Source organism: Pseudoduganella sp. R-43, assembly GCF_049913255.1.
Classification (GTDB): domain Bacteria; phylum Pseudomonadota; class Gammaproteobacteria; order Burkholderiales; family Burkholderiaceae_D; genus Rugamonas.
The window spans coordinates 5,216,602-5,231,105 of sequence record NZ_CP183988.1 but is presented as its reverse complement, the minus strand read 5'-3'; the positions used below and the strand labels follow the sequence as shown (position 1 = coordinate 5,231,105).

Genomic DNA, 14,504 nt, shown 5'->3' with positions numbered 1-14,504 from the left:
CCCATGGTCGAATTGACAAGGGGATGATAGCGTTTTTTTGCCCGGCATCGGCAGTTTCTTGTGTGCGCCGGCGCGGCAGGGATACACTTGCCTCATGGAAGACTTGACCCCGACCCAGATAGCGGCTCGGCTGGAGCAGCTGACCGAACTGAGCGTCGCCCTTGGCGACGGGCAGGATACCGGCGTGCTGCTCGAGCGCATCCTGCTGGCGGCCAAGCACCTGACCCATGCCGACGGCGGCACCCTGTACCGTCCCGACGCCAGCCGCAGCAAGCTGCATTTCCATATCACCGTCAACGACACGCTGGGCCTGCACCTGGGCGGCAGCAGCGGCGCTGCCATCGATATCGCGCCAGTGCCGTTGGTCGATGCGCAGGGAGCGCCCAAGCTCGATTCGGTGGCGGCCTACGCCGCCAACCAGGGTTGCGCGGTGAATATCGACGATGTCTACCAGGCCAGCGAATTCAATTTTTCCGGCATGCGCCAGTTCGACCAGCGCTTTGCCTACCGCACCCGCTCGATCCTGACGGTGCCGATGCGCAATCATGAAGGCCAGTTGCTGGGCGTGCTGCAACTGGTCAACGCGCGCAACGCCGACGGCGTGTTCAGCGCCACCGACCAGCGCTTCATCGAGGCGCTGGCGGCGCAGGCGGCCGTAGCGCTGACCAAGCAACAATTGGTGGCCCAGCTGGAGCAACTGCTGGAAGCACTGGTCAACCTGATCAACATCGGCATCGACGAAAAGTCGCCGTACACCGGGCGCCATTGCCAGCTGGTGCCGGTATTGACCATGATGCTGGCCGACGCCGCGCACGCCGCCGATAGCGGCCCGCTGGCCGGCTTCCGCCTGTCCGAGGGCGAGCGCAAGCAGCTTTGGCTGGCCGGCCTGCTGCACGATTGCGGCAAGATCACGACCCCGGTGCACGTGGTGGACAAGGCCACCAAGCTGCAAACCATTTACGACCGCATCGGCCTGCTCGACACCCGCTTTGAGGTGCTGCTGCGCGACGCAGAACTGCGTGCGCTGCGCGCCGAGCTGGCCGGCGGCGAGCGCTCTGCGTTGCAGGCGGCGCTGGCGGCGGAGCAGGCCGGCTTGCGCGCCGAACGGGACTTCCTGCGCCTTGCCAATATCGGCGGAGAGGGCATGGCGCCGCAGGAGCAGCAGCGCGTGCGTGAGATCGCGCAGCGGCGCTGGATGGGGCCGGACGGACAGGAGCATGCCCTGCTCAGCGAAGACGAGGTGGAAAACCTGACCATCCGCTTCGGCACCCTGACCGAAGCCGAGCGCAAGGTGATCAACAACCACATCGTGGTCACGGTGCGCATGCTGGAATCGCTGCCCTGGCCGCACCACCTGCAGCAGGTGCCGGAATATGCGGGCGGCCACCACGAACGGATGGACGGCAAGGGCTATCCGCGCGGGCTGGTGCGCGAGCAGATGTCGGTGCCGGCGCGGGTGATGGCGATCGCCGATATTTTCGAGGCGCTGACCGCGCGCGACCGGCCCTACAAGAAAGGCAAGATGCTGTCCGAATCGCTGGAGATCCTCGGCAAGTTCAGCCTGAACGGGCATATCGATCCCGACCTGTTCGACATCTTCATCCGCCGCAAGGTTTACCTGGAATTTGCAAGGCAATACATGGACCCGCGCCAGGTTGACGCGGTCGATGAAACGCGCATCCCAGGGTACCGCCCGTGATGCGCAAGCTGTTGCAGCGCTACGGCGCGCGCTGGCTGCTGGGGCTACTGCTCACGGCGCTGGCGGTGCTGCAACTGGTGCAGGTGCTGCCGTCGGAATCGCTGGCGCGCATGGACAGCTTCTTTGCCGGGCTGCGCATGCGGCTGGAAAAGCCTGAACTGGACCCGCGCATCGTGATCGTCGATATCGACGAGCGCAGCCTGGCCGAAGTGGGGCGCTTTCCCTGGAGCCGCGACAAGATCGCGCGCCTGGTCGAACAATTGACCGGTCCTTATCAGGCGGCAGCGGTGGGCTTTGATATTTCCTTCCCTGAGCCCGATACCAGTTCCGGCTATGGCGTGCTGGAGCAGCTGGCGCAAGGTGAATTGCACGCGGTGCCGGGGCTGGCGCGCGCACTGGCGGGCTTGCAGCCGCAGCTCGATTACGACGGCCGGCTGGCGGCAGCCATGCGCGGCCAGCCGGTGGTGCTGGGCTACAGCCTGTCGGGCAGCCAGCGCAAGGGCGTGCTGCCGGCGCCGGCTTTCACGGTCGAGAGCCTGAACGGGCGTACGCTGGATGCTTACACGGCCCAGGGCTACGAAGCCAATATCGCGCGGCTGCAGGAGGCGGCGCAGGGCGCCGGCATCTTCACCGCTCTGGTCGACAGCGACGGCCTGGTGCGCTCCTCGGCGCTGCTGCAGCGCATCGGCGACGGCTATTACCCGACCTTGGCGCTGGCCACGGTGTCGGCCGCACTGGGCGGGCGCGCCATTGCGCCGCTGTGGCAGGGCACGGTCGATACGCTCAGTGCCGCCGAGCGCCAGGCCGGCGGCCTGGATGCCATCGCCCTGTTCCACCGCGAAGGACAATTGCGCATCCCGGTCGGGGAGGCCCTGGCCAACACCGTGCAATTCCGCGGGCGCGGCGGGCCGGCCGGCGGCGCCTTCCGCTATGTGCCGGCAGCCGACGTGCTGGCCGGGCGCGCCAGGCCGGACCTGCTGGCCGGGGCCATCGTGCTGGTCGGGACCAGCGCACCGGGCTTGAACGACTTGCGCGCAACGCCGGTGAATGCCGAGTACCCGGGGGTGGAAATCCATGCCAACCTGGTCAAGTCGATCCTGGATGACAGTTTCAAGCAGCGGCCCGACGTGGCCACCCAGATCGAAGTCCTGCAAGCCCTGGTGCTGGGCGGGCTGCTGGCGCTGGCCTTGCCGGTGCTGGCGCCGGCCTGGGGCATCCTGCTGTCGCTGGCGGCGCTGGCCGGGACGGTGGCGCTGAACTTCCTGCTGTACCGCCGCTACGACGCCGTGCTCAATATGGCCACCTTGCTGCTGCTGGGGATCGGGCTGTTCGTGCTGAACCTGGCTTGGGGCTATTTCTTCGAGGTGCGCCGCGGGCGTGCCCTGGTGTCGCGCTTTGGCGAATATGTCGCGCCGGAACTGGTGGCGGAAATGGCGGAAAACCCGGCGGCCTACAGCATGGAAGGGGCCAGCCGCGAACTGAGCGTGATGTTCGTCGACGTGCGCGGCTTCACCACCATTGCCGAGAGCCTGTCGCCGCATGAACTGCGCGAATACATCAACCGCTACCTGACGGCCATGTCGGAGGAGATCCGCGACCGCCACCGCGGCACCCTCGACAAATATATCGGCGATGCGGTGATGGCGTTCTGGGGGGCGCCACTGGCTTGCGCCGACCACGCCGCGCGGGCGGTGGCAACGGCCCTCGAGATGCAGGCCAGCGCCCGGCGCCTGAGCGTGGAATTCGAGCAGCGCGGCTGGCCGGCATTGCGTATCGGCATCGGCATCAATACCGGGCCGATGCACGTGGGCGACATGGGGTCGCGCATCCGCCGCGCCTATACGGTGATGGGCGATGCGGTCAACCTGGCATCGCGGCTGGAAGGGATCACCAAGGTATACGGCGCAGGCATAGTTGTGGGTGCTGCAACGCGCCTGGCCGCGCCCGATTTTGCCTGGCGAGAACTGGACCTGGTGCGGGTCAAAGGCAAACTGGAACCGGTGGCCATCTTCGAGCCGCTGGGACGCGAAGGAGCGCTGGACGCCGCAGCGCGCGCCGAGCTGGAGCGCTGGCATGCGGCGCTGGCCATGGTGCGCGCGCAGCGGTGGCAAGAAGCCCATGACGCGCTTGCGGCTTTGGCTGCGGCCGCCCCACAATCCGTCCTGTATTCCCTCTACCTTGAACGCATCGCGCACTACCGCTCGCAGCCGCCTGGAGCAGGCTGGGATGGCGTCACAAATTTCGACAGCAAATAAGCAACACTCAACCGTGCGTGAGCATCGGCAGGCGTACAATGAAGCTGTGGTGAAGGCCTTTATGACCTAAACTGAAGGTAACAAGAGTTGCTCGTTTGCCAGGCAATCATATGCCGGGAGAACCATCATGAAGCCTTGCCTTGTGTCGATCCTGGCCCTGGCCGCCTGCACCGGTGCGCTGGCCGCACCGCCCAGCACCGAACGCGACCGCGACCGCAACGCGCCTGCCTTTGATTTCTCCGCCACCAGCTATCCGCAGTCGAATTTGCCCGGCCTGCCTGGCAGCATGCCGACCATGCGCCTGGCTGCTTCGCTGACCCAGGCGCTGCCGCGCGACTTCCTGGTGCGAGCCAGCGTCAACACCCAGTACAGCCCCGGCGACGTCGCGCTGCTGGACAGCCTGGCGCCGGCGCCGATGACCGCGCTGCGCCTGATGGCAAACCGGGACACCATCCGCGATGGCGGCCTGGGCAGCAATGTCGAACTGTATTCCCCGGACCTGTGCCTGGGCGCCGGACGCCATTGCCGCGCACTGCTGTATTACGACCGCAATGCGCTGCGCTACAACCGGGCGTCGAACGGCCAGCTGCGCAGCCGCAACGTGGGCAGCGCCGGCATCGGCGTACGCATGAAACTGGACAGGCATTCCAGCATGCAGCTGGACCTGGGGCGGGTGGTGCGTTCCGACATCATGCCCGACGATGCGCGCAGCCGCGTGACGCTGCGCTACGGCTATGCATGGTGAGCTGGCGCCAGCCTGTCCATTTGCGAAAAAACATCAGTCCCCCGCGTTCCGACTTCCTCGCCATTTGCAAGCAGCGATTTTCGCGCCGCAACGCGCGACAATGGCTGCTGCCCACCTTTACCCTGAACAGAAAATATGAAACGACGCCTCGCGTTCCTGTTTGCTGTCACCCTTTGCACTGCGGCTTCTTCTGCTCCCGCGCCTGATCCTGTCCCCGACCCCGGCATCGTTCGATTCGATATCGAGCGGTATGATGTGCGCGGCAATACACTGCTGCCGCCGGAGCAGGTGGCGCGCGTGCTGGCGCCATTCACCGGCCGCGGGCGCGATTTCGGCGATGTGCAACAGGCGCTGGAAGCCCTGACTGCCGCCTACCATGCTGCCGGTTACGCGCTGGTCGCGGTTACGCTGCCCGAGCAGGAACTGGCGCGCGGCGTGGTGCGGCTGGACGTGGTTCAGACGCGCATCGGCCAGGTCCGGGTGCACGGCCAGCGTTATGTCGACGAGGCCAATGTGCGGCGTGCGCTGCCGCCGCTGCGCGAAGGCCAGGTACCGGATATGGAGGCGATCTCGGCGGCATTGAAGCTGGCCAACGAGCATCCGGCGCGCCAGGTCACCATGAAGCTGCAAAGCGGGGGGCGCGATGACGAAGTGGACGCCATGCTGGAAGTCGCCGACGAGCGGCCATGGAAGGTTTTGCTGAATGCCGACAATAGCGGTACGGAGCAGACCGGCCGCGCGCGCATCGGCGTGGGGCTGCAGCATGCCAACCTATTCGGGCTCGACCATGTGGCCAGCCTGCAGTACACCACTTCGGCGGAAGAGCCGGGGCGGGTCAAGGTCTATGGCCTGGGCTACCACATTCCGCTGTATCAGCTGGGCGATACGCTGGACCTGTACGCCAGCTATTCGAATGTCGACTCGGGCACCGTGGGCGTGGGCGCCTTCAATGTGGCGGTAAGCGGGCAGGGCACGGTGTTCGGCCTGCGCTACAGCCGCTACCTGGCGCGCAGGCCCGGTTACGAAGGGCGGCTATTGTTCGGTGCCGAGTCGAAGGCCTTCCGCAACAGCGTGGTGCTGCTGGGACAGGAGCTGGGCAACGACGTGACTGTGCGCCCGCTCAGCGTTGGCTACCTGGGCAACTGGAGTTCAGCGCAGGGCGACAGCGGCCTGTCGCTGACCCTGCTGCGCAATGTGCCAGGCGGCAAGCGCGGCGGCCAGGACGACTTCAACCGGGCACGCGCCGGGGCGCCCGACGATTACACCATCGTGCGGCTGGGCGCCAGCGTCAGCCGCCTGCTGCCGCAGGACTGGCAATGGCGTGCCATCTTCAATGGCCAGTACAGCGCTGACGCCCTGGTGCCGGGCGAACAATTCGGCGCCGGGGGCGCGGCTTCGGTGCGCGGCCTGCCCGAGCGCGAAATTGCCAACGACAAGGGGGCAGGCGTCAACCTGGAACTGTACACACCCAACTTGTGCGGCGAGCGCTGGCAATGCCGGTTGCTGGCCTTCCACGACCGTGCCCACGTGCGGCGCAACGATGCGTTGCCGGGCGAGCTGACGTCAGCCAGCGTGGCCAGCACGGGGCTCGGCCTGCGCCTGCTGCTGGGCAGCCAGGCCAACCTGCAACTCGATTATGGCCATGTGGTACAAGGCGGCCCCACCGGGCGCGACGGCAGCAGCAGGCTGCACCTGCGCATCGGTCTTGCTTATTGAGGACATCATCATGAAGCACAGCAAGCACAGCACGTTGCAGCGCAAGCTGCTGGGCCTGGCGATTGCCGCCTGTTTCGGCAGCGCGCAAGCCAATCCAGTGGCGCCCAGGGTGGTGGCGGGCCAAGCCAGCTTCAGCCAGCAGGGCAATGTCTTCACCGTGGCCAATGCGCCGAACACCATCATCAACTGGCAAAGCTTCTCGATCGGCGCCGACGAGGTGACGCGTTTCCTGCAGCAGGGCGCCGATAGCAAGGTGCTGAACCGGATCAGCGGACAGGATCCCAGCCGCATCCTGGGCAGTCTGCAGTCGAACGGCCAGGTCTACCTGCTCAACCCGAACGGCGTGTTGTTCGGGCAGGGCGCGCGCATCGACGTGCAAGGGCTGGTGGCGTCGAGCCTGGCCTTGTCCGATGCTGATTTCCTTGCCGGGCGCATGCGTTTCACGGGTGCTGCGGGCGCCGGCAAGGTGGAGAACCAGGGCCAGATCGCCACGCCGCATGGTGGGCAGGTCTACCTGGTGGCGCCGCAGGTGGAGAACAGCGGCATCATCCAGTCGCCGGGAGGGGCGGTCATGCTGGCCGCTGGCCATAGCGTGCAACTGGTGGATAGCGCCAACCCGGCGCTGCAGGTGGTGGTATCGGCGCCTGCCGACCAGGCGCTGAACCTGGGCCAGTTGGTGGCGCAAGGTGGCCGTGTCGGCATCTTCGGCGCGCTGGTCAAGCAGCGCGGCACCGTCAGCGCCGACAGCGCCGTGCGTGGCGCGCAGGGCCAGGTGCTGCTGCGCGCCAGCGGCAGCACGATGCTGGAAGGCGGCAGCCGCACCACGGCGCGCGGCGGCGAAATTGCCATACTGGGGCAGCAAGTCGGCCTGACGGGCGATGCGCGGGTCGATGCCAGCGGCGAGGAAGGCGGCGGCAGCGTGCTGGTCGGCGGTGATTACCGTGGCGCCAACCCGCAGGTGCCGAATGCACGCCAGGTCTACGTGGGCAGGGATGCGGTGCTGGCGGCCGACGCCGGCAGCAGCGGAAGGGGCGGCAAGGTGGTGGTCTGGGCCGACGAGACCGCGCGCGTGCATGGCAGCATTTCCGCCCGCGGCGGCAGGCAAGGCGGCGACGGCGGGCTGGTGGAAACATCGGCGCGCCAGCTGGAGCTGGGCGGCCTGCGTGTTGACGCCGGCGCCGTGCAGGGGCGGCTTGGCCAGTGGCTGCTCGATCCCTATGATATCGAAGTGAAGGTGGTGCCAGGCGTGCCTGCCACCCTGACCGACGTGGCGAATTTCAACGCGGGCAATCCCAGCGGCGTCACCGAACTGGCCACAGCCTTGCTGAATGGCGCGACTGCCGACGTCACCTTGCAGGCCAAACATGACATCACCTTTGTTGATCCGGTTGCCATTGCCGCCCCGGGCGTCGGCCTGCTGGCCCAGGCCGGCAACCATATCATGGTCAAGGGCCGGCTGGCGACCAATGGCGGCATGCTGCGCTTGCAGGCAAACGACCCGGCATCGGGCACGGCCAGCGGCAGCGGCGCCGTCAAGCTGACGGCGGGCCTTGAGACCGGCATGGGCGCCATCGAATTGAGCGGTGCTGAAATCGACGTCGGCCCGGGTGTCCTGGTGGCGGGGCAGGAGCAGCGCTGGAAAGCCGACAGCATGCGCATCGCCAGCGGTGCCCAGGTGCAAGCGGCCAACAGCGTGTCGTTAAATCCGTACAGCCTGACCACGGCCATCAAGGTGGGCGAGGCGAGCGACGGTACGCCTGGCGTGCTGGCGCTGGACGGTGCGGAGCTTTCCGCCATCAATACGCAAAACCTGAATATCGGCTTCGGCCAGCATTACGGCACACTCAGCATTGATGGCTTGCTGGACCTGGCAGCCAGCAATGCCGGCAATGCGATGCTGACCCTGGCCAGCAACGCCATTGCGGTCAACGGTGCGCTGAAGCCGCGCTCCGGCGTTTCCCTGCAAACCAGCGGCGCCCTTGCAGGCAACGGTTCCATCACAGCGCCGGTCCTGCTGGTTAACGCAGGGTCGGTGGCGCTGACGGGCCCCAACCAGGTGATGGGGCTTGCCGCGATGGCGACGGGCGACATCAGCTTCAATAACGTGGGCAACCTGAACCTCACGTATGGGAATGGCCTGACCGGGGTGCAGACGTCCGGCAACCTGAGCCTCAAGGCTAGCAGCCTGAACCAAGAGTACGGCATGCCTTTGCGTGCCGCCAGCCTGACCCTGGACGGGAGCGGGCAGGTCAACCTGTCCGGCGGCAACAACCAGGTCAACATCCTGCGCGCCCAGGGCGTTGGCAACCTGAATTACTTCGACAGCGGTTCGCTCGAGGTCCAGGCGGTGAGCCAGGCAGATAGTGCCAGCACTGGCGGTTTTGGCAACCTGCACGTGGCAGCCCTCGGCACTCTGGTAGTCAGCGGTGCGGTGAATGGCAATGGCAAGCCGGTGCAACTGGAAGGCGGCTCGCTGCGGCTGGCGCCTACCGCAATGGTCAGCGGTGGGCCGATGCTGTTGCGCGCCAATAACGGCAGCCTGGCCAGCGAAGTTGGTGCGCAGGTGAATGCCACCGACGTCGGCCTGGAGGCGAACGCCATGAGCCTGGCGGGCCAGACCAGCGCTAGCAACAGCATCCGCGTTTCCAGCCTGGGCGGCGGGACCATCACCGTGGGAGGCACGCCCACATCGGATAGCGGCGGGCTGGTGGTGGGCAATGCCGACCTGGGCCGGTTGTCGGCGCCCAACCTGCTGGTCGGCGGCGGCTTCCTCGATCCGAACGGCAATCCGGTCCCCAATGCCAGCCATATCACGGCCAATCAATTGGACCTGTCCGGCTCCAGCCTGCTCAAGTCGCTTGTACTGCAGACCGGCGGCAATGTCGACCTGATCGGGTCAGTCAAGCTGCCGGCGGGCGCAGGCCTGGGGGCAGAGGCGGGCGGTACCTTGAGCAATACTGCCATGGTCAGCGCCCAGAGCATCAAGCTGCGCGGCGGCTCCGTGGTGCTGAGCGGGGCTGCCGGCACTGGCATGGCAGCCGAGATGATCGGGATTGACAGTGCCGGCACCGTCGAACTTGGCGGCGACCGGCCAAGCGGCACGCCCAACACGCACCTGAGCGGCGCCGGCCTGGCGTCGCTGAAGACGCCGCGCCTGTTCATCACCGCTGCCAGCGGCATGAAAGTTGGCGGGGCGGTCAGCTTGCCCGGCAGGGAACTGGAACTGGAGGCGCGTTCCGGCTCGCTCCAGGTGGCAGCGCCGTTGCAGGCGGACGTGGTGCACCTGAATGCCGATGCCATGGATTTCACGGCCGATGTGACGGCCAGCCTGGCCTCGCTGACGCCGGCCACGCCCGGCTACAGCATCACCATCGGCGCCGCCTGCGGCACGGCTTGTTTGTCGCTGACCCAGTTGAACAGGATCGCCGCCGGTACCTTGGGTATTGGCAATCGCGACGACGGCAGCGATGCGCCCATCCCCGGGACCAAGCCTGGCACCGCGACCAGCGGCACCGGCGCGGATAGCGGCACAGGGGGGCACCCGGGTTGGGGCGCCGGCGCCATCCAAATCGGCGGCGCCGCCAACCTGAATGCGCTGACCATGCGCCTGGGCCTGATTACCACCGCCGGCATTACGCAGGATACCGCCAATGCGGCAGCGGCCCTGAAGGTACAGGAACTTGGCATCGATGCCGGAGCCGGCGTCCAGCTGGACCACAGTGGCAACCAGGTGGCCCGCCTGGCCGCGGTGGTCAGCAGCGGCAACCTTGACTTCCGCAGCAACCAGGCGCTCTCGGTGGTGCGCCTGCAGGGCGGCAATAGTGCCGGGGGCAGCGGCTACGACATCAATGGCATCCAGGTTGCCGGCACGGCGACGCTGCGTTCCGATGGCGCCCTGGCCACGGACGGCGCGGCGATCCGGGCCAGCAAGCTGGTGGCGAAAGCGGGCGCCAATATCGGGACCGCGGCGGCAGCGCTGCAGACCTTTGTCGCGGAGCTGGATGCGGAAAGCACTGCCACCAGCGGCGCGGCGCCGATCTACGTCAGCAATAATGCCGGCAAACCGGCCCCGCTTTCGCTGTTGCAGCTGAAACTCGCTTCCGGCAACAGCGGCGAGATCGTACTCGACAACTACGGCGCGCTGACCTTGGCGTCCGGCGGGGGCGTGAGCAGCGACACCGGCAATATCCGGCTGACGGCACATAGCCCGCTCAGCATTTTCGGCAGCGTGCTGTCCAATTCCGGTGACATCCTGCTGGAAGCGGCGGGCACAGGCAGCGATGCCGACGACCTGACAATTGCCAGCGGCGCTCTGGTGAAAAGTAACACGGGCAATGTCAAGCTGGCTGCCGGTTCAGACGTCAACTATGTGGCTGGAACGGTGCAGGCGCCGGCCGGCAGTATCGGCGTCAATGGCACCATCGTGACGCCGCCCGTGCAGCCGCCGACTTCGGTCGATCAATGCCAGTTGGACCCCAGCCTGCCCGGCTGCCAGCTCGTGCTGCCGCCCACCGAAGCGCAACCCACCAACCCCGTGCAGCAAGCGATCAGCCAGACCATCCAGGTCATCAATAGTACCGCCGCAGCGCCGGGCGAGGTGTCGGTAGCCGTTTCGCCGGACGAAGGCAAAGACAAACAGGCGAAGAAGGGCGATAAAGGCGACAAGCTGGCCCAGGACAAAACCACCGGAGCGAAAAAGAATGAACCCGCTACAAAAATGTACTGCAACTAAGGGGTTGCTGCTGGCGTTACTGTGGCTGCTGTCCGCGCTGGCACTGGCGGCGCCGGTAGCGGGGACCGTGGTCCAGTTGAGCGGTCCGCTGATGGCCCGCAAGACCGATGGCACGGTGAAGGTGCTTGCCATCAAATCCGAGGTCGAGAATGGCGATACGCTGGTGACCGAGAAAAATACCTATGCCTTGCTGCGTTTTATTGACAATAGTGAAATTACGCTGCGGCCAAGCAGCACGCTGACGATCGAGAATTTCAGCTTCGACAGCGGCAAGCAGGATGCTGACCGGGCGCAGTTCAACCTCGTCAAAGGGGGCTTGCGGGCGGCATCGGGCCTGCTGGGCAAGCGCAGCAGGGAGAAATTTGAACTGAAAACGCCGGCGGCCACCATCGGCATCCGCGGTACGCTGTTCGTGGCTGAAATCGTGCCGGTGGCGGGCAAGTTGCCGGAGGCGGAAACGGTGCGGGCGCCGGGACTGTATGTGCAGGTGCTGGATGGCATGGTCCACCTGAACAACCCTGCGGGAACCCAGGTTTTCAATGCCGGCCAGTTCGGCTTTACGCCGAACATGACGCTGCCGCCCGTGATAGTACCGCAGAATCCGGGCATGCAGTTCAACCCGCCGCCCGTCTTTAGCAGCCAGACGGCAGGCCCGCGTGCTGTCGATAACCGGGCGCAACGCGCCGTCGACTGCGAAGTGCGCTGACGATGGTCCGTGCAAAATAGCGCTTGACCTTCCCATCGTGGGATACTTGATACTGGTCGCCAGAACATAGGCGAGGAGTATCCCATGAGTCAGTTCCAGCAAACCGTCCGTATTGAGGGCATGAGTTGCGCATCCTGCGTGCGCCGCGTCGAAAAGGCGCTGGCGACCGTGCCGGGCGTGGCGCATGCCGCCGTCAACCTGGCCACCGAGACCGCGCGCGTCGATTCCGATTCGCCGGTGGACTTTTCCGCCCTGCAGCAGGCCATCGGCAAGGCTGGCTATGCCGCCAGCGAGCTGGCGGCGCCGGCTGCCGATTCCGCGCCGCGCATACCCGAAGGCCTGGCCGTGATCCTGTCCGCCGCACTGTCGCTGCCGCTGGTGGTGCCGATGGTCGCCGAATGGCTTGGCGTGCACCTGATGATGCCGGCGTGGCTGCAATGGCTGCTGGCGACGCCGGTGCAATTCGTGTTCGGCGCGCGCTTCTATCGCGCCGGCTGGAAGGCTGTGAAAGCGCGCGCGGGCAATATGGACCTGCTGGTGGCGCTCGGCACTTCCGCGGCGTATGGCCTGAGTGTGTACCTGGCGCTGGCGCGAGGGCAGGGCATGCATCTCTATTTCGAAGCGTCGGCAGTGGTGTTGACACTGGTCTTGCTGGGCAAGTGGCTGGAAGCGCGGGCCAAGAGGCAAACCGCTTCCGCCATCCGCGCGCTGCAGGACTTGCGGCCGGTGACGGCGCGCGTGCGGCGCGAGGGCGGATCGGACGCCGACCTGCCGATCGACCAGGTGCGGGTGGGCGATATCGTGGTGATCCGCGCCGGCGAGCGGGTGGCGGTGGACGGCGAGGTGATGGATGGCGCCAGCCACGTTGACGAATCCCTGATTACCGGCGAAAGCCTGCCAGTTGCCAAGCACGTTGGCGACCGCGTGACCGGTGGCGCAATCAATGGCGAAGGCTTGCTGCTGGTGCGCACAAGCGCGACAGGGGCCGAGACCATGCTGTCGCGGATCATCCGCCTGGTGGAAGATGCGCAGTCAGCCAAGGCGCCGGTGCAGAAGCTGGTCGATAAGGTTGCCGCGGTGTTCGTTCCTGTGGTGCTGGTGCTGGCGCTGTTGACGCTTGCGGGCTGGTGGCTGGCCACGGGCGATGTCGAGCAGGCCGTGCTCAATGCGGTGGTGGTGATGGTGATTGCCTGCCCCTGTGCGCTTGGCCTGGCCACGCCGGCAGCCATCATGGCCGGTACCGGCGTCGCGGCGCGGCACGGCATCCTGATCAAGGACGCGGAGGCACTGGAAATGGCGCGCCAGGTCGATACCGTGGTGTTCGACAAGACCGGCACGCTCACGCAAGGCAAACCGGTGCTGGCGCAATTGCTGCCGCATGGCGTGCCTGCCGGCCGTGCACTGCAGCTTTCGGCGGCGATCCAGCGCGGCAGCGAACATGCGCTGGCACGCGCCGTCCTCGACGCGGAAGCCGCACCGGGCGGGGACGTGCTGGCGCCGCTGACGGCAAGCGCAGTGACGACTTTGGCGGGGCGGGGCCTGGCTGCGCAGGTCGATGGCCTCGACCTTCTGCTTGGCAGCGGACGCCTGATGGCGGAGCGCGGCGTCGAACTGGCGCCTCTGCAGCTGCAAGCCGTCGAACTGGAAGCGCAGGGGCACACGATTTCCTGGCTGGCCGAAGCCGGCGCGGGAAGGGGCAAGCTGCTTGGCCTGCTCGCCTTCGCCGACCAGCCCAAGCAACATGCGCGCGCCGCGGTGGAGCGCCTGCACGCACGCGGCATCGCGACGGTGATGCTGACCGGCGACAACCAGGGCAGCGCGCAAGCGGTAGCGCAGGCGATCGGCATTGGCAGCGTGGAAGCCAACCTCCTGCCGGCCGACAAAACCACGGCCATTGCGCGGCTCAAGGCCGAGGGAAGGCGCGTTGCCATGGTCGGCGACGGCATCAACGACGCGCCGGCGCTGGCTGCGGCGCACGTCGGCATCGCGATGGCCACCGGCACCGACGTTGCCATGAACGCTGCCGGCATCACGCTGATGCGCGGCGAGCCGCTGCTGGTGGCCGACGCCATCGACATCTCGCACCGCACCTTCAGCAAGATCCGCCAAAACCTGTTCTGGGCCTTCATCTACAATGTGGCAGGGATTCCGCTGGCGGCCCTCGGCATGCTGAATCCCCTGCTGGCCGGCGCCGCGATGGCATTCAGCTCGGTCAGCGTGATCAGCAATGCCTTGCTGCTGCGCCGCTGGCAGCCTTCGAAGGAGTAAGGGAAATGAATATCGGACAAGCCGCTGCCGCATCCGGCGTCAGCGCCAAAATGATCCGCTACTACGAGAGCATTGGCCTGGTGCGCGAAACTGCGCGCACCGTCAGCGGATACCGCATCTACGGCGAAAACGACCTGCATACTCTGCGTTTCATCAAGCGCGCGCGCAACCTCGGGTTTTCGCTGGAGCAGATCGGCGACCTGCTGTCGCTATGGCAGGATACAGGCCGTGCCAGCGCGGACGTGAAGACGATCGCGATGAGCCACGTCGATGAACTGAACCAGCGCATCGTGGAATTGACCGAAATGCGCGACACGCTGGCTAGCCTGGCTAAAACCTGCCACGGCGACGACCGGCCGGATTGCCCGATCCTGCAAACGCTG

General features: G+C 66.4%; 7 protein-coding genes and 1 pseudogene. All 8 read left to right on the top strand.

Going from position 1 to position 14,504, the window contains the following annotated elements; genetic code table 11:
• Nucleotides 1-94 precede the first annotated feature (94 nt).
• Nucleotides 95-1,699 (top strand): GAF and HD-GYP domain-containing protein, encoded by a 1,605-nt coding sequence (locus ACN9M3_RS23790; protein ID WP_426318814.1) that lies wholly within the window; start codon nucleotides 95-97, stop codon nucleotides 1,697-1,699.
• On the top strand, nucleotides 1,699-3,954 hold the full coding sequence (locus ACN9M3_RS23785; RefSeq protein ID WP_426323845.1) for a CHASE2 domain-containing protein: 2,256 nt from the start codon (nucleotides 1,699-1,701) through the stop codon (nucleotides 3,952-3,954). The genes ACN9M3_RS23790 and ACN9M3_RS23785 overlap by 1 nt, the downstream gene beginning before the upstream one ends.
• A gap of 127 nt (nucleotides 3,955-4,081) precedes the next feature.
• Nucleotides 4,082-4,699: a hypothetical protein gene (locus ACN9M3_RS23780; protein ID WP_426163356.1), complete on the top strand. Its 618-nt coding sequence runs from the start codon at nucleotides 4,082-4,084 to the stop codon at nucleotides 4,697-4,699.
• A gap of 135 nt (nucleotides 4,700-4,834) precedes the next feature.
• Complete coding sequence (locus tag ACN9M3_RS23775; RefSeq protein WP_426318813.1) at nucleotides 4,835-6,415, top strand: ShlB/FhaC/HecB family hemolysin secretion/activation protein; 1,581 nt, start codon at nucleotides 4,835-4,837, stop codon at nucleotides 6,413-6,415.
• A gap of 10 nt (nucleotides 6,416-6,425) precedes the next feature.
• Complete coding sequence (locus ACN9M3_RS23770; protein WP_426318812.1) at nucleotides 6,426-11,147, top strand: filamentous hemagglutinin N-terminal domain-containing protein; 4,722 nt, start codon at nucleotides 6,426-6,428, stop codon at nucleotides 11,145-11,147.
• A 4-nt stretch (nucleotides 11,148-11,151) separates the two neighbouring features.
• Nucleotides 11,152-11,853 (top strand): FecR family protein, encoded by a 702-nt coding sequence (locus tag ACN9M3_RS23765; protein WP_426318811.1) that lies wholly within the window; start codon nucleotides 11,152-11,154, stop codon nucleotides 11,851-11,853.
• Nucleotides 11,854-11,937: 84 nt separating this feature from the next.
• Nucleotides 11,938-14,121, top strand: a complete 2,184-nt coding sequence (locus ACN9M3_RS23760) for a heavy metal translocating P-type ATPase (protein WP_426318810.1) — start codon at nucleotides 11,938-11,940, stop codon at nucleotides 14,119-14,121.
• A gap of 5 nt (nucleotides 14,122-14,126) precedes the next feature.
• Nucleotides 14,127-14,492 (top strand): annotated as a pseudogene (cueR, locus tag ACN9M3_RS23755) (Cu(I)-responsive transcriptional regulator); the annotation flags it as partial.
• Nucleotides 14,493-14,504: the final 12 nt, after the last annotated feature.

Excerpts from the sequence above, each read along its gene's own strand:
- ACN9M3_RS23770 (WP_426318812.1), top strand. The coding sequence starts at position 6,426 with ATGAAGCACAGCAAGCACAGCACGTTGCAGCGCAAGCTGCTGGGCCTG.
- ACN9M3_RS23775 (WP_426318813.1), top strand. The coding sequence starts at position 4,835 with ATGAAACGACGCCTCGCGTTCCTGTTTGCTGTCACCCTTTGCACTGCG.
- ACN9M3_RS23790 (WP_426318814.1), top strand. The coding sequence starts at position 95 with ATGGAAGACTTGACCCCGACCCAGATAGCGGCTCGGCTGGAGCAGCTG.
- ACN9M3_RS23760 (WP_426318810.1), top strand. The coding sequence starts at position 11,938 with ATGAGTCAGTTCCAGCAAACCGTCCGTATTGAGGGCATGAGTTGCGCA.
- ACN9M3_RS23785 (WP_426323845.1), top strand. The coding sequence starts at position 1,699 with ATGCGCAAGCTGTTGCAGCGCTACGGCGCGCGCTGGCTGCTGGGGCTA.
- ACN9M3_RS23780 (WP_426163356.1), top strand. The coding sequence starts at position 4,082 with ATGAAGCCTTGCCTTGTGTCGATCCTGGCCCTGGCCGCCTGCACCGGT.